The organism is Shewanella sp. 1180_01 (assembly GCF_052850535.1).
This window is the reverse complement of record NZ_VXCT01000002.1, coordinates 55,069-71,478: the sequence shown is the minus strand read 5'-3', so window position 1 is coordinate 71,478 and position 16,410 is coordinate 55,069. Positions and strand designations below refer to the sequence as shown.

The following is a 16,410-nucleotide window of genomic DNA, read 5'->3' as shown; positions in this document are numbered from 1 at the left end:
AAATGATTCACAAAACCGATAACAGTTAATTTATGCAATCGGTATATTTCCTCAGCTAGCCTGCGAATCAATATGAATAAATGAGGTTTAAGGCTATGATTAGCCACATCTCTCTCGCTGAAATTACCTGCAGGATATACGGGAATGTCTGAGTCGTTAGCCCAATATCAACAAGATCTACGCCGTTTTTCCGATGAATTAATTCGCATCCAAACGCCAATAAAAATCTTAGATGCTATCAAATGGCCGCGGGAAATGGAGGAGCGCTTTCTCTCGAATAAGGGCACTGTACTTCCGGCTATCAAGCAAGAGTTCTATCAAAACATTGCCTTACCTTTTGACCCCGTCAAAACCCACGCAGAACTCGCCTCCCTAAAACAGGATATCCATAGACGTTTAGGTAAACGGGATAAACTCGGCAAGATATTGGTGGCTAACGTCGATCAATATCGCCTTGTGGTCGATATGCTCGAAAACAGAGGCACGCCGACCTTTGGTAAACTTAGCCAAGAATTATACGGCAGCGCGAGTCACAGATTGCACGGCGATCGTCATACGCTGCGACAGTTAGGCGATAAACTCAGTTATATCTTCTCGCTGCCGGCAGCGAGACACATGAATAAACATCACCCTAAGATTATTAGCGCACCCGAAGCAGTTCACGTGCTCAGTCAACGTTTAGAGAAATACTTCCATAGCGATGACATGCGCGTGCGCCTCAGTGACGGTATCGTCTCCGATGCCGCTGTAGGTGGCGATACCGTTAAGCTCAATAGCAAAGCCATGTTCAGCGAGTCGGATCTCAATGTATACGAGGTTCACGAAGGTTGGGTGCATGTCGGCACTACGCTAAATGGTCGAGCCCAACCCCACGCCACTTGGCTCAGTGTCGGTTCGCCGCGGGTAGCCGCGACTCAAGAGGGTTTAGCTGTTTTACTGGAAATGCTGACCCTAAGTTCAAATCCGGGACGAGCTCGGCGTATTAGCGACCGTGTCGCCGCGGTCGATATGGCAGAAAATGGCGCCGACTTTATTGAAGTATTCAATTATTTCAGAGGATTAAACCTGAGCACGACCGACAGTTATCGCGTCACCCAAAGGGTTTTCCGTGGGGGTATGGTAGAAGGCGGCAGCTTCTTCACTAAGGATATTTCCTATGTGCGCGGCTATGTGGAAAACATCAACTTTATCCGCAGCGCTATCACCTCAGGCCTTCCCGAACTTATCCCTATGTTGTTCCTCGGTAAATTGGCGATCGAAGATATCCCTGTGTTATACCAGGCCTGCCAAGAGGGCATACTGACGACACCGAAATATTTACCGCCCATGTTCGATAACTTTAGTGGTCTTTATGCTTGGTTTGGTTTTGCTTCAGGTCTCGCGGGAATCGATTTGAAAGGCGTACAACGTCACTTCACTCGCCTGTTTAAAGACTTACCAAACGTCGAACCAACCTTTGAGTTACTCGACGATACTGAGTTCGATAACAACTCGGATTAATACGTAAATATTATTGATTTAAATGAAAAAAGCTCACTACTAGGTGAGCTTTTTTATTCTAACGTGACTCAACTTTATTCATCAGATTAAGATTGGGCCTTTGCTGCTTCATCGGCACGCTTTTTAATGAAGTATTCCCGCGTTAACCCAAAGACCACAGGGCTTAATAGTGCCAAGGCGATTAAGTTAGGAATGGCCATCATGGCGTTTAAGGTATCAGCCAATAGCCAGATAAAATCCAATGAACTCACCGCGCCTAGTGGCACGGCTATGGTCCATAGCAACCTAAAAGGTTTTACCGCTTTGATTCCAAAGAGATACTGCACACATTTTTCGCTGTAGAAGCTCCAGCCAATAATGGTGGTGAAGGCAAAAATAGACAAGGCGATGGCGACGATATAATTACCCAGAGGCAAAGCATGGGAAAAAGCGTATGACGTCAGCGCGGCGCCATTCTCACCTGAGGTCCAAGAGCCTGAAACCACAATGGCCAACCCTGTAATCGAGCAGACCACGATCGTATCGATAAAGGTGCCGAGCATAGCCACTAGCCCCTGCGCCACAGGATTATTGGTTTGTGCCGCAGCATGGGCTATCGGCGCACTACCTAAACCCGCTTCGTTGGAGAATACGCCGCGCGCTACACCAAAACGAATCGCCGCCCACACAGCTGCACCCGCAAAACCGCCTTGGGCTGCGACAGGATTAAAAGCACTGTGAATAATTAGGGCAAACGCCGCTGGCACATCTTGAATATGCACCACCAATACACCAAGGCCAGCAGTGATATAAAAAATCGTCATAAATGGCACTAACTTACCGGCAACTTCAGCTATACGCTTAATGCCACCCATCAATACCGCGCCCACGAGCAACATCATCACCACGCCCGACACCCAAGCCGGAACGCCGAAGTTACTGCTTAATGCTGCTGCCACTGAGTTGGCTTGTACTGTGTTACCAATACCAAAGCCAGCGAGTGAGCCAAAAATCGCAAACAGTGTGCCCAACCAAGCCCACTTCTTGCCGAGACCATTTTTAATGTAATACATAGGGCCACCGACATGGTTGCCCTGATCATCTACTTCGCGGAATTTAACCGCCAGCACGGCCTCAGAATACTTAGTCGCCATGCCCACTAATGCGGTGCACCACATCCAGAATAACGCGCCTGGGCCACCGACAAAAATCGCCGTCGCCACGCCCGCGATATTACCCGTACCAATAGTGGCTGAAAGGGAGGTCATCAGCGCATTAAACGGACTCACATCCCCTTTCACATTTTTATCTTTGTCAGGAATACGGCCAGACCAAAGTAACTTAAAGCCTGTGCCTAACTTCAGAATGGGCATTAATCTCAGCCCGAGGGAAAGAAACAAACCAACGCCTAAGATCATCACCAACATAGGTGTGCCCCAGACAAAGCCATTAATCAGGCCAACAAACTCCGTAATCGCTTCCATTCAAACCTCGTGATTGCTTGTTATTGTTATAGTTTGACTGACGCCGTCGGATTAGGACTTGGCCTAACGAACACGACATATCAAGGAGCCAATCTAACAGTTGCACCTCAGATTACAACGAATAGTTAACAATTGGAAATCTAAATCATCTGCGAATTTATCTGAAATGGATTGGCACGCAGAGTCGTTGCCGAGCGGTGAGATATTGATTTGCAACACAAATAAAAACTCCCCGCATTGAGTATGCAGGGAGCCTCTCGAGCAGTGCGCCGTAAAGTAGGATACTTAACTTAAGCTGGTTTCCACACTAACTGTGGCAGCGCGGTTAAATCTAACCTGTCGCCATGGGTCGCAATCGCGGTGGCTTGAGGTTTAGTCTTAGGATCTTGGTTAACCACATCGACCAATCCATGCTGCGCATCGGGTTCTCCGTGGACTAAAATCAGCGGCGGTTGACCTTCAAAGTGGCGATACCAACGCAATAACTCAGCTTGATCCGCATGGGCAGAAAGCCCGCCCACTGTGTGTAATTTTGCCGCGACTTTGATGCTATTTCCGTGGATAGTCAGCTCCTCAACACCGTCGACCAAGGCACGTCCCGGTGTGCCAAGGGCTTGATAACCACAGATAATCACATCGCATTCAGGACGCCATAAATTGTGCTCTAAGTGGCTACGAATACGCCCACCGTTACACATGCCGCTACCCGCGATAATGATCAATCCCTTATGCACTTCGTTCAGCGCCATCGACTCTTCGGTCGTCTGGATAAATTCGACATTCGACAACAGCGGATGCTGCCCAGGATGTTGGCGGGTAAAACGTTTAAAATCCTCATCCATTAACGGATAATTATTGACATAGACGCGAGTCGCCTCAATCGCCATGGGACTGTCTAGGCAGATTTTCCAGCGGCCGAGATCCCATTCTTTAGCATATAAATGAAAGAGATATAATAACTCCTGCGCCCGTCCAACCGAGAAAGCTGGCAGTAAGATATTGCCTTGGCTCTCGTTGACTGTCTTAGCAAAAATGTCTTTCAACTCGGCTAAGGTTTCAGTCCAACTGCGGTGAAAACGGTTGCCGTAGGTGCTTTCCATTAACACTAAATCCGCCGTATCCACTAAGGTCGGATTGCGTAAAATCGGCATACCCGCACGGCCAAGATCGCCACTGAAGACGACTTTTTTCTGGGACTTACCCTCGCCTAACCACAATTCAACCAACGCAGAACCTAAAATATGCCCCGCATCTGAGAGGCAAATATCCACATGGGGAATGACCCGAGTTACTTGGCCGTATTCCAGCGGCACAAATTGGGTGATGGCCTGTTCAGCATCTTCGACGGTGAATAGCGGTTCTAAGGGTTCAAGATCATGTTTAGCGCGCTTTTTATTGACCCTTTCGGTGTCGCGAGTCTGCAGCATGGCCGCATCTTTGAGCATGATGGCGCACAGTTCTGCCGTGGCTTTATGGGTGTAGATTGGCCCATCAAAACCCGCTTTGACTAAGAGTGGTAAACGCCCAGAATGGTCGATATGGGCATGGCTGAGCACAACAGCGGAAATAGACTCAGGGTCGAAGGCGAAGGGATCATGATTACGCAGTTCATCCGCTTTACCACCTTGGATCAAACCACAATCGAGTAATAAGTGTTCATGATCGACCGAGAGTAAATGGCACGAGCCGGTCACTTCCTCTGTCGCCCCTAAAAACTGCAGTGTCATTCGCATGGTGTCCCTCCAACGTTTTTACCTTGTATAAAGCTAGACTATGCCCTTATTCCTCAAAGAAAAAGGATTAATTGGTCGCATGCGAGCAATGTCAACTTTCGCAGTAACACTCAAACATCAATAACCTAATAAAGGGTATAACTGGCCTTGACGCACGGTTTTATCGGCATGGATTAGGGTGCCATCACGCTGCCATTGTTCGAGCAATATCTGCAATGGCGCTTTGACCTCAGCGGCCGTCATACCAGCGCGAATACTCGGGTTATAGAGCAGTTTGAGCAGAATGAAATCGAGCCCTGTAAGTAAATCCTGCGGGGTTTTATCGTTAAAAATGGAGGGGAATACTTTTTCAGAATCATTGGGCAGCCCGAGCACTTGAGTAATTTCCTCAACTACGCAAGCCACTAACTTACCGTGCATTTGCGCCTGATCGACGGGAATAATCACCCATGCGCGTTCAATTTCACTCTTAGCATTAAGAGCAAACTTGGCCATACACACTGAGCCGTGGACATTTTTCGCCGAACTTGGCCCCATTAAGCGGGTAACTTCACTCTCCCATTGGGATTGACGGGTAAACACTAAGTGCAGATTCGCATCCAAGAGCGTATCCACCAGCTGAATATCATGACCCGTAATCTCGGCTAAGTGCGCTAAGTGCATCTGCACTAATTGGGTGTGCATCGCCCTTTCGCCCACTTGATGCTCAATAAACACTCGCACCGGAACATGCCACTTACGCACACGATGCTTATCTTTATCGTATTCATTTTTAAGGGCGACTTCGCTAAAAGCTTGGGTGATGTAGGCTAAGTTTTTCCAATCTGCTACGGGACCTAGCGCCGGAGTTAATGCCGGAGTTAACGCAGATTGCATTGGCGCAGCGTAAAGCGGACAAGCAGTAGCAAAGAATAAACCTAAGATAAAACACCCACTGCATCCTAAACGCCGCAGACGCGCAAGTAACATTAACCCGTTGCAGTAATCTGTTGATACCTTACACCACGTTTGCATTGGCATTTATTCCGCGACTTGCCGAGGTAACTTAATCGAAATCATAGCAGTGATGCCGATAAAAGCGGTCGAAATCCACAAACAGGCTGCTAAACCATAGGCTTGATACACTAAGCCAGACAGCACAGTGCCGACTAAACGCCCCATAGCATTGGCCATATAGTAGAAACCCACATCCAGCGACACCGCATCTTCACTGGCGTAACTCACAATTAAGTAACTGTGCAGCGACGAGTTCACCGCAAACAGGGCACCAAATAACATTAAGCCCAACAACAAACTGGCCTCAGGATAAAAACTAAACTGTATCGCACTGGCAATAAGCGCTGGTACAAAGGCCAGCAAACTGGCCCAAATTAACGCGCTGCGACCATCGGGGGCTGTATCAGTTAACTGACTTTGCGCTTGGCGATTGCCCGTGATCTTAGGTGCTAGGGTTTGCACTATGCCGTAACCGATAACCCACACAGCTAAAAAGCCGCCCACAGCCCAATGATCCCAGCCTAATTGGCTGGCCAAATACACGGGTAGCGCCACCACAAACCACACATCTCTGGCAGCAAACAGGAATAATCGCGCCGCCGAGAGAATGTTTACGCTGCGACTCTTAGAGAAAATCTCCGTAAATTTAGGCTTATTCTTGGCTTTACCTAAATCCTTTTTCAGCATCACTAAACTGAGTAACCAGACGAGTCCAAGCATGAGCGCCATAGCGGCGATCGCCAGCTCAAACCCGAGCAAGGCAAGCAAGGTGCCGCCGAGGAAAAAACCCGCACCCTTGAGGGCATTTTTAGACCCCGTTAATAGGGCAACCCACTGGTAAAGTTTGCCCTGCTCGCCTTTGGGCACCAGCAGTTTTATCGCGCTTTTGGCACTCATCTTATTGAGATCTTTAGCGATCCCAGATAAAGCTTGCGCCGCCATCACCCAAGGCACGCCTGCGAGCCACTGGGGTAAACTCGCCGCCGGCACTAACAACATGGCTAAGGCAAACACTTGCATGCCAAGGCCCAAGTTCATGGTGCGATTTAACCCTAAACGCGCCCCTAGCCAGCCGCCAATCAGATTGGTCACTACGCCAAAAATCTCGTAGAACAAAAACAGCATAGCGATCGCCAGCGGACTGTAGCCAAGATCGTGAAAATGCAGCACCACTAACATCCGCAGTGCGCCGTCGGTTAAGGTAAAACTCCAATAATTGAAGGTGATCAACAAATATTGCCGCACGGCAGCAGGCAATTGCATCAGTTGTTCAAATGGCTTGGCGGCAAACAATTGAGCTCTCCTAGTGCGGCAAATCAAGCTGGCCGACTAAACGGGCAAGCTCAGCCGTACGGTTAGCGTAGCCCCATTCATTGTCGTACCACACATAGAGCTTAAGTTGAGTGCCATTCACCACCATGGTCGAGAGCGCATCAACAATGCTCGATCGCGGATCGGTTTTGTAATCCACCGACACCAGCGGCCGCTCTTCATAGCCTAAAATCCCCTTAAGCTCACCCTCGGCGGCGGTTTTAAGTAGCGCATTCACTTCCGCTTCGGTAACGGCGCGCTCAAGCTCGAATACACAATCCGTCAGCGAGGCATTAGCCAGTGGTACCCGCACGGCATGGCCATTAAGTTTACCTTTAAGCTCTGGGAATATATGAGTAATTGCTGTAGCGCTGCCAGTGGTGGTTGGGATTAAACTCAAACCACAGGCGCGGGCGCGGCGTAAATCTTTATGCGGCGCATCGAGAATGGTTTGGGTGTTAGTAATATCATGGATAGTGGTCATAGAACCGTGTTTGATGCCTATCTGCTCATGGATCACTTTCACCACAGGCGCAAGGCAATTAGTGGTGCAAGAGGCTGCAGTGACGATTGGGTGCATGGCTGGGTCATATAACTGATGGTTCACGCCCATCACCACATTTAACACGCCCTCTTCTTTCACGGGAGCAGTGACAACCACCCGCTTAACACCTTGATCTAAATAGGCTTGTAATAAGGCTTTGGTTTTCATCACCCCAGAGGCTTCAATCACTACATCGCATCCAGACCAATCGGTCTCGGCAATGGCTTTATTGCGCGTGGTGCGAATAGTTTTATCTTGGATCTGGATCGCATCGGCATTCGCCGTCACGGGATAACGCCAACGGCCATGGACAGAATCAAACTCGAGTAAATGTGCCAATGTATGGGCGTCGCCTGCGGGATCGTTGATCTGCACAAACTCCACCTCATCCCAGTCCCATGCCGCGCGCAGTGCTAAACGCCCCATACGGCCGAAGCCATTAATGCCGATTTTGATTGCCATGATGATATTCCAATATGTTAATTTTAAATTTATATGTCTTTAATTTTTTTATATTTTCTTAACGCTACTAACGGTTTACTTAAACGATAACACCGCCATTGCCAAAGACTGAGTATGGCAATGGCGTGTATTTATTCGCTTATGTTTCTTAACTTATGTGCTTGGCGAACGAGCAGCCTTGATTGACTAAAGCTGACTACAACTTAGTCTCTTAACCATCCTTCAATTTCGTCACGAGTCGGTACTGATCCGCTGTGTATGAGCTCACCATCGATCACTACCGCAGGCGTCTTCATCACTTTAAATTTCAACAGGGTTTGAGGATCTGTATCCTTTTTCACAATCGCATCCACGCCCATTTCTTCTGATATGTCCGCAATCATCTCGGCGGTTTTACTACATTTAGCGCAACCACTACCTAATACTTTGACTTGTTTCATGTTATTTCCTTAAAGATACGGTGCTGCAAAATTAAAAATCCAACCTACTAACGTAAATGCCGTCAATAGCACAACCAACAGCACCGCCAAAAGGCGCCACTGCATCACTTGTTTCAGTAAAATAAATTCGGGGAAACTGGCAGCCACTGTGCTCATACAAAACGCCAGCGTAGTGCCAATAGGCAGGCCGTTCGCCAGCAAACTTTCCATCACAGGAATGATGCCAGTCGCATTGGAATACAGGGGAATACCGACTAACACGGCCGCAGGCACAGACCACCATTGGCCTTGGCCTAAATGGGTTTCAACCCAACCTTCAGGCACAAAACCGTGCAAGGCAGCGCCAAGACCCACGCCGATAATGACCCATTTCCAGACGCGGCCAAAAATCTCAAGCGCCTCAGCTTTAGCAAATTCATGACGTTCAGATAAAGATAAGACCCGCTCAGTGGTAGAAACCTCATTCGATACCGCCATCTGGCGTCCACGAACGAGGGCTTCGGCGGCGAAGGACTGCAACCAACGCTCGGCCTTAATCGCATCTAACAATAGTCCGCCGAGCATACCCACTGTCATGCCCACAGCCACATATAGCAAGGTAAATTTCCAGCCGAGTAAACTCATGAGCAGCAGGACGGCGACTTCATTGATCAAAGGTGAAGTGATCAAAAAGGCCATAGTGATCCCAAGGGGGATCCCGGCCGAGGTAAAACCTAAAAAGACAGGGATACTCGAGCAAGAACAAAAAGGCGTAATGGCGCCAAAAATCGACCCCAGCAAGTAACCTACTCCCTTATTCTTACCCGCTAAATAATCTCGAACTCGCTCAACATCTAAGGAAGCCCGCAGCAAGGCGATGAAATAAATCATCACCACCAGCAATACGAAAATTTTACTGACATCTTCAACAAAAAAATGCACAGCTCCGCCCAAGGCCGAACCCGCCTCTAGGCCAAAAACGCCGTACACTAGCCAAGTCGCAAAATCAGTAAATATTTGGAACATATTGATCCCTACACTGACGGTTTACTTACTTAAATATCGCTAGAATCGCGCGAGTCTGCTCGACCCTAAACTCACAATTGACTAAGACTCTACTCACTTAGAATCAGCACGAAATGACAGAGCACCGCTTATCACTGCCCCCCTGTCACTAATGCTTAACAGCAGTCGCTTAGCAACAGGCCATAACACGATCGGGTCGACCGCCCATCTGACAAAGATTAAGCACGTTCTCCTGCAAAAAGCTGTCGTTATCATCACAGGTTTGGCCAAGTACCTGCTGGCACCAAGGCGCGATCTCAGCATTGATCCGATAAAACACCCATTGACCTTGGCGCCTATCGACCAACAACCCAGCCTTTTTCAACTGGGCTAAGTGGCGCGAGACCTTAGGCTGACTCTCAGACAGCGCAGCCATCAGCTCACACACACATAGTTCACCTTCACGCTGGATTAGCAGTAGGCATTTAAGCCGAGTCTCATCGGCAAGTGCCTTAAAAAATGCGACAGGTTGCATCGATTGATCCCAAAGTTGATTGGAGTATATATGGTAAATAATATATATGAAAAAACGTATGTATTGAGTTATTTTTTAAAGAAATGTGAGATGCATTGACAGGAAGGATTGATTATTTGAAATCAGAATTGATACAACCCAATGAAAAAATTATCGAAAATACTGTTGAACGCTATCCGATAGAGGTGCAGTTTTTACTTCTTGTTCAGCTAATGTCTATTGCTCTAGCAAGATAACTTTATCGTCAGTTGTGCGACATTCATTGTCATTGTTTCCCAGTGACTCACCATCAGTTTCTTTTACAAGAAGTATCCATGATGGCTCAGTTCAAACATCCCTGTTTTAAAAGGTCACTGGTGAAACAATGCCAATCCTAACTAATCCTTTAGCAGTCCGTTTAACTAAAAAATAATTGCCCTGAAGTGAGATAAAATCATTATTTAGCGATTGTAGGTTCCACTGAATTTACAACATATTTCCTTAAGGTGTGAAAGGTGTCGTTTAGGCATTGGTTGACAGTATCGCGCCAAAAGCAATGAGACCAAAACCGCACGCCTGATTGATTCTATGACCAAACTTTTTAAGCATGTTACTCGCGTGTTTTGATGTCACTAGGTAAGCGACTATACAAAACCAAGCTGCATGTAAAAAAGCAATGTAAAAACCATAGGTAATGGCGAAAGACATGCTTTCATTATCAGATGAAATGAGTTGGCTGAAGACGCTAAGAAAGAAAATCATCGTCTTAGGATTCAATGTATTACATAAAAAACCTTGAAATATATACTTTCTAGTTTGTGTGGGTTGAACGTTTGTTTTTTCATAGTCTAGATTTAACTTGGAACTGACTAATCCTGTCACACCAAGATAAATTAAATACGCTGCACCAACATACTTCACTATGCTAAATAAAACCGCATTTTGAGAAACTAAATGACTGATCCCAATAACAGAATAGGTAATATGTACACAAACACCTATCCCTATCCCAAGAGCCGTTAAAACGCCTGCCTTTCTGCCATAAATTGCACTATTTTTAAATACCAAAACAAAGTCAGCTCCAGGACTTACCACGATTAAAAGCCCAAACACTGCAAAACTTAATAACTCCATTTAATCTCCTCACTTTTCATAATTTTGAGATAATTGTATAGATTTATTGATGAGTTATAATCGAAAAAAAGGCATCCTAAATGTGAGAAAAAATCACAGATGAGACATTTAAAAGCATTCTATGTATTTCATGTTACGGCAGAGTCATCGAATTACAGTAAAGCAGCAGAGAAACTTCATATCACTCACGGAGCAGTAAGTAAGCAAATTAAATTGCTGGAGAGTCATCTATCGCAGATGCTGTTTTACAAGCAAGGCAGAGGAATGTGTCTAACGCAGGAAGGTGAATTGCTCAAGCAGTACACTGACATTGCTTTTAATGCTTTAGATAATGGAATTAAGAAGTTAACAAGGGAAAGTAACAAACATCTCGAAGTTTCCTGTGAACCAACATTAACGATGCGCTGGCTGATGCCTCGACTGGCCAGTTTTTTTCGGCTTACGGGTATTGATGTTCGGCTATCAACCGCTGGAGGACCTGTAGATTTAAATGAAACAGGATTATCTTTAGCCATTCGGCGCGATGACTTCGATATTAGCCCTGAATATACGGCGCACAACTTAGTCAATGAGTGGGTTGGTCCTGTTTTTTCCCCTGAATATTGGAGAAAATCTCAGAACAACTTAGGTGATATTGTTCTTCTTCATAGTGAAACGAGACCTTCTGCATGGTCAGATTGGTCATCACGCTCAACACATACCTTTTATACGAACAAGTCCAAATCCTTTGAGCATTTCTATTTCTGCTTACAGGCAGCAGTTGACGGTTTAGGGGCTGCGATTGGATCATATCCTCTTATAGTAGATGACTTGAAAAGTGGGAGACTGGTCGCTCCATTTGGATTTACTCAATCCGGACATAAGTACGTACTGCTCAGTCATACAGAAAGACTGGGAAGCAATGAATTAGAGTTCTTAACGTGGTTAGAAAAAACCATGTCTTTATGCCAACCAGAAACTCCTTAGTTCAGATTTTAGGTATGGAACGCTAACTTAGAAATATCCCAAGCCGTTCAAATCTCACATCACCTTAATAACTGATTTTTTACCCAGCGAGCAGACAGACCATGTCTATGCGTCAGTTAAGTTTTAGAGGAAATCTCAAGCTGAGATAAGTTCAGTCTGTTAAAACAGCGGGGGATTAGTGACTCACCTAAACCTTGATAAGTCATCACATCAAAGTCAGTGCAGATTTTAATGATAAAACAACTTTCATTCGCTAGCCTTACTCTTCCCCCTAAATACAAATCGGTAATTCGATGGGGAAATATCAAACTGTTGACGAAAATGGCGCCGAAGTGAGGTGGTAGAAGCGAAGCCGGCTTGTTCGGCGATGCGGTCGATGGAGTGGTCTGTCGTTTCTAAATATCGTTTCACCATAATAAGCCGTTGATTAACCAACCAGAATGAAAAACTGGTACCAGTGGCTTGCTGAAAACGCCGAGTAAAATGGCGGCGACTGATGCAGGCTTTCTCAGCCATAGTGTCAACCGTCAGCGGCGATGCAATATTTGCTATCGCCCAATCCATAATGGCGGATAAAGGCTCGCGCTGATTAACCGCTGGAACGGGAATATCTATGTATTGAGCCTGACCACCTTGGCGGTGCGGTGGCACAACGAGATGGCGAGCGACTGCGTTAGCCGTTTCAGATCCCCACATTTGCCGAACGATATACAGGCAGCAATCAATACTCGCGGCAGTGCCCGCAGAGGTGACCACATCTCCATTATCGATATACAGCACCTTCTCATCGACAAATACATTCGTGTGCAGATTACGGAAACATTGTGCCCAGCGCCAATGGGTGGTAGCGGAACGTCCGTCGAGTAATCCTGCAGCAGCCACAACAAAAGCGCCCATGCACAGGCCTATGATGCGCGATCCATTGGCGTGCGCTTGCTGCAAGGCATTAATAATACAGGGTTCTGGCTCGTGTGCAGGATCATCCCAACTCGGCACTATGATGATGTCTTTTGAGCTTAATTCATCCAGCCCCTTTTCTACTATCATCGAAAAGCCTGCGCTGGTTTTGAGTATTCCGGGTGTGGCGGCGCAGATGGTGATTTCGCAGGCGGGCGTGCCATCGGCCTTGAGCACTTTTTCAAAGACTTCATAGGGAACTGACAGATGAAATGGAATGATCCCATCAAAGACCACTATGGCTATGGTCACTTTTGAAGCTGCTTCTATCTCACTCTGGTTCATCGTATTTATCATCGTCGGCTCAGACTATCCTTAATGTCGCTCACTCAAAGATACCAGCTAATACTCATTTATGTACTAACGGGTATCTTGCGCTTGTTGGCCGTTACAGTCGCACCACTGGCATGTTGAGCACCGCTTGAGTAGTTTTAATCTCAGCAAAAACATCGGCGACACCGGCTATTGCAGCACGTTGCAGCGTGGCGTGATCTACGATAGATCCGTCCCAAGTTGCCAGATCGCGAGTGGCGGTGGCATCTTCTGCAATGATCACATCATAACCCATAGGCACAGCATCACGCGCCGTGCTCGACACGCACATGTGCGTCATCAGCCCAGTAATCACCAGTGTTTTGATGCCCTTCTCTTTCAGTTGTTGATCAAGATTAGTTCCCACAAACGAACTCGGCGTCGCCTTATTGATAACAAAATCAATATCTAGCGGTTGTAGATCCTGATGAAACTCAGCGTTAACGCTGCCTTCCGCAAATAGTGGCCCAGCAGCTGGTCCTAAATGACGCACAAAATAAACTGGCATCGCATTCTGGTGCGCAAATTTAACCACTTGCTTGGCTTTGCCCAACGCTTGCTTGCCGTTCGGGATCGGCATGCTGCCAGTGAAATATTCGTTCTGAAAATCAATCACCAACACAGCTGTCGTGTTCGCATTCAGTTCCGTTGACGCTTGCGCCTGAGTCATGGTGCGGATTGTCGGTGCTGATACTTTATTGCTTGTCTCTGCGCTGGCCGTTGCACTCGCCATCGAAAGTGCCAGAGCACTGCATATTGCTACTTTTTTCATCGTAAATATCCTTGCATATTCTGTGTCACAGGCCGTATTGCCAAGTGATGCGGGCATTATGCAGAGCGCTTAACGATACTAATAGGCGGCTTTGTGACGAAAAACAGTACTTTTGGGCCAAAGTGGCCGCATCGAACAAATTAGGCCATCAACCAGACGACCAAGGTGATATTTTTCGCGGATTTAGATGCTCAGCACAGTGCTACAACTTAGAAAAGAAAAGAAAGGGAAGAACAGTGCTATAGCATTCAACGCCCACCTCAACGATGCGGCATCACAGCCTATTTGCAATATCAACTTAGTTCTGCTTTGAAGTGAGTGATTGACTATGTGGCAGCGATGTCGGCTCACAGATATTGAAGCTTGATGTGACATCACGACATTGTATCGATGCGATGCATGCAAACGATACCCTGCGGCTCTGGGGCAGTTACAAGCAAGGGGAAGTTCACTCAGTTAACACAGCAGGGGTTACCAACTGCTAACCCCTGTAAAATCATACCATCACAGTCCGCGCTGCCATTCTTGTCTTAGGGGAATGCTGCGCGGCGCATTGATGGCGAGTGCAACCTGTGCCAGCAATTTCGCCTTGTCCTTACCTAATACGCCCTTGAGCACTAGGTAATTAGAGGCATGGTCGGATCTAAATATCGTCTGATCTAATTCCAAATGCTCCAATAAGGTATGCATTTCTTGGAACAAGCCCATTTGATCTGGCAACTGAAATTGACCGCCAAATACCGCGTCCATTCGCTCTGTGCCTAAGGGTAAAGTCACCACTAAAGTAGAGAGATAATCCGGCTGGGCGGCATTCATTAACTTGGCCGAGTTGACAGCATGTTGATGGGATAGCGCGACACCGCCTAAACCATTGAGGATCATCACAGATGACTTCATCCCCGCCGCACGGATCTTAAGTAGTGCCGCTAAGGATGATTCGAAGGTTTCACCCTTTTGGATTTTGGCGAGCACTTCGTCATCGCCACTTTCGCAACCCACATAGAGTAAAGACAGCCCGAGTTCGCGCAGACGTGCGAGTTGCTCTGGGGTTTTATTATTCAAATTGCGCGGCAAACAGTAACTGCTGATGCGCGTAACCTGTGGCAAGTGACGGTTGATCAGCTCACAAATCGCTTCGAGACGCGCAAAGGGCAAACTCATGGCATCGCCATCGGCCAAAAATACCCGAGAAACGGGGGTGCCAGACTGCGCAACGGCCAAAATATCCTGCTCAACCTTGTCGAGCTTTTGTGCCCGAAAGGCTTTTTGCGGCTGGGTATACATGTCGCAAAAGCTGCACTGATTCCAACTGCAACCATTAGTCACTTGCAGTATCAATGACTTCCATTCGGATGGCGGTCTAAATACTGGCTCGATATAGTTAATCAACACTGCAAGCTCCTAATAATTGGTCTCACGGTTAAACAATGATTTGGTGATAAGTTTCCACATGGAACGACTCAACCAATTCGGGCATAACTTGTTGGAAATAATGTTGAATGGCGTCTTTAGCACAGTGCTCATCGAAGGCTGCAATATCGACAAACTTTTCTACAAACGTCACACGGCGTGGTTCATCACGGCTCACATTGAGCTCGTAACGAATACAACCCGCTTCGCGGCGGGTGTCAGGAATAAGGCTCGCGAGCGCCGCGATCAACGCTTCGGTTTTGCCCTCTTTAGCCAGAAAACTCGCCACGCAGGCAATTTGTTGTTGATTAATTTTATAGTCCGTTGAAGTCGACATCTCGGTTCCTTATTGGCTTAATGTTAAATGCTTATGTGCCTAGCTTTTGTTGATCGCTTATGTTGATAATTGATGTAGATAACTCATATTGATAGCCGCTTATGCTGAATGGTAGCGCATATCTAAATGGGGAATACCATCTTCTAAGTACATCTCAGAGCAAGCGATAAAGCCGAGCTTTTGATAGAAGGCTTTAAGGTAATCTTGGGCGCCAATTTGGATCCCCGCATCGGGCCAAGTCGTCAGTGCCGATTCGATGGCGTGCTGCATTAAAGGCATGGCTAGCCCTTTGCCCCGTCCCGCTGGCGATACCACCACGCGGCCGATACTCGCCTCAGGATAACTCAGCCCCGGCGGTAAAATACGCGCGTAGGCAAGCAGTTCTCCGTCTGGCGATAAGCCAATTAAATGCTGGGTTTCTGGGTGCCTATCCTTATCGTCAAGCTCAGGATAAGCGCAGGTCTGCTCAACCACAAACACATCGACTCTTAACTTCAATATGTCGTATAGGGTATTGGCATTTAATTGATTAAATGTAAGATTTTGCCACTGCAAACGATTATCCCTCTGCAAAT

16 protein-coding genes are annotated in these 16,410 nt (G+C 47.0%); 2 read left to right on the top strand and 14 right to left on the bottom strand.

Annotation, left to right across the window (positions count from 1 at the left end; all coding sequences use genetic code 11):
- Positions 1-144: 144 nt before the first annotated feature.
- A complete protein-coding gene (locus FW758_RS02700; protein ID WP_283627751.1) occupies positions 145-1,500 on the top strand; it encodes a flavohemoglobin expression-modulating QEGLA motif protein in 1,356 nt (451 codons plus the stop codon).
- Between the two features lie 86 nt (positions 1,501-1,586).
- Here the strand turns inward: FW758_RS02700 and FW758_RS02695 are convergent, their stop codons facing one another.
- The 9 genes from FW758_RS02695 to FW758_RS02655 form a co-directional block, all read right to left on the bottom strand.
- Positions 1,587-2,963, bottom strand: coding sequence for an alanine/glycine:cation symporter family protein (locus tag FW758_RS02695; protein WP_006079981.1), 1,377 nt, complete (start codon positions 2,961-2,963; stop codon positions 1,587-1,589).
- Between the two features lie 290 nt (positions 2,964-3,253).
- Positions 3,254-4,696, bottom strand: a complete 1,443-nt coding sequence (locus FW758_RS02690) for an MBL fold metallo-hydrolase RNA specificity domain-containing protein (protein WP_006084249.1) — start codon at positions 4,694-4,696, stop codon at positions 3,254-3,256.
- Positions 4,697-4,813: 117 nt separating this feature from the next.
- Positions 4,814-5,710: a DUF2927 domain-containing protein gene (locus FW758_RS02685; RefSeq protein ID WP_446444566.1), complete on the bottom strand. Its 897-nt coding sequence runs from the start codon at positions 5,708-5,710 to the stop codon at positions 4,814-4,816.
- A 6-nt stretch (positions 5,711-5,716) separates the two neighbouring features.
- Positions 5,717-6,985: an organoarsenical effux MFS transporter ArsJ gene (gene arsJ, locus FW758_RS02680; protein ID WP_446444565.1), complete on the bottom strand. Its 1,269-nt coding sequence runs from the start codon at positions 6,983-6,985 to the stop codon at positions 5,717-5,719.
- A 10-nt stretch (positions 6,986-6,995) separates the two neighbouring features.
- Positions 6,996-8,009 carry an ArsJ-associated glyceraldehyde-3-phosphate dehydrogenase gene (locus FW758_RS02675; RefSeq protein WP_446444564.1) on the bottom strand — a complete coding sequence of 338 codons (1,014 nt, stop codon included), beginning with the start codon at positions 8,007-8,009 and terminating at the stop codon, positions 6,996-6,998.
- Between the two features lie 203 nt (positions 8,010-8,212).
- The gene (locus FW758_RS02670; RefSeq protein WP_006079976.1) at positions 8,213-8,449 is read right to left on the bottom strand and encodes a thioredoxin family protein; all 237 of its coding nucleotides are present in this window, start codon (positions 8,447-8,449) and stop codon (positions 8,213-8,215) included.
- Between the two features lie 9 nt (positions 8,450-8,458).
- The gene (locus FW758_RS02665) at positions 8,459-9,454 is read right to left on the bottom strand and encodes a permease (RefSeq protein WP_006079975.1); all 996 of its coding nucleotides are present in this window, start codon (positions 9,452-9,454) and stop codon (positions 8,459-8,461) included.
- A 169-nt stretch (positions 9,455-9,623) separates the two neighbouring features.
- Positions 9,624-9,968 (bottom strand): metalloregulator ArsR/SmtB family transcription factor, encoded by a 345-nt coding sequence (locus FW758_RS02660; protein WP_071940010.1) that lies wholly within the window; start codon positions 9,966-9,968, stop codon positions 9,624-9,626.
- A 501-nt stretch (positions 9,969-10,469) separates the two neighbouring features.
- The gene (locus FW758_RS02655; protein WP_446444563.1) at positions 10,470-11,081 is read right to left on the bottom strand and encodes a LysE family translocator; all 612 of its coding nucleotides are present in this window, start codon (positions 11,079-11,081) and stop codon (positions 10,470-10,472) included.
- A gap of 99 nt (positions 11,082-11,180) precedes the next feature.
- Between FW758_RS02655 and FW758_RS02650 the strand changes: the two genes are divergently transcribed.
- Positions 11,181-12,047, top strand: coding sequence for a LysR family transcriptional regulator (locus FW758_RS02650; protein WP_107403520.1), 867 nt, complete (start codon positions 11,181-11,183; stop codon positions 12,045-12,047).
- A 246-nt stretch (positions 12,048-12,293) separates the two neighbouring features.
- On the opposite strand, the gene FW758_RS02645 is transcribed toward FW758_RS02650, so the two are convergent.
- The 5 genes from FW758_RS02645 to FW758_RS02625 form a co-directional block, all read right to left on the bottom strand.
- Positions 12,294-13,289, bottom strand: coding sequence for a GlxA family transcriptional regulator (locus FW758_RS02645; RefSeq protein WP_446444562.1), 996 nt, complete (start codon positions 13,287-13,289; stop codon positions 12,294-12,296).
- A gap of 103 nt (positions 13,290-13,392) precedes the next feature.
- Entirely contained in the window at positions 13,393-14,088 is a 696-nt protein-coding gene (locus FW758_RS02640) for a cysteine hydrolase family protein (protein ID WP_446444561.1), read from the bottom strand.
- Between the two features lie 504 nt (positions 14,089-14,592).
- Positions 14,593-15,480 (bottom strand): radical SAM protein, encoded by an 888-nt coding sequence (locus FW758_RS02635; protein ID WP_107949377.1) that lies wholly within the window; start codon positions 15,478-15,480, stop codon positions 14,593-14,595.
- A 28-nt stretch (positions 15,481-15,508) separates the two neighbouring features.
- On the bottom strand, positions 15,509-15,835 hold the full coding sequence (locus FW758_RS02630) for a putative quinol monooxygenase (protein ID WP_259571339.1): 327 nt from the start codon (positions 15,833-15,835) through the stop codon (positions 15,509-15,511).
- A gap of 99 nt (positions 15,836-15,934) precedes the next feature.
- A complete protein-coding gene (locus tag FW758_RS02625; RefSeq protein WP_259571346.1) occupies positions 15,935-16,390 on the bottom strand; it encodes a GNAT family N-acetyltransferase in 456 nt (151 codons plus the stop codon).
- Between the last annotated feature and the right edge of the window lie 20 nt (positions 16,391-16,410).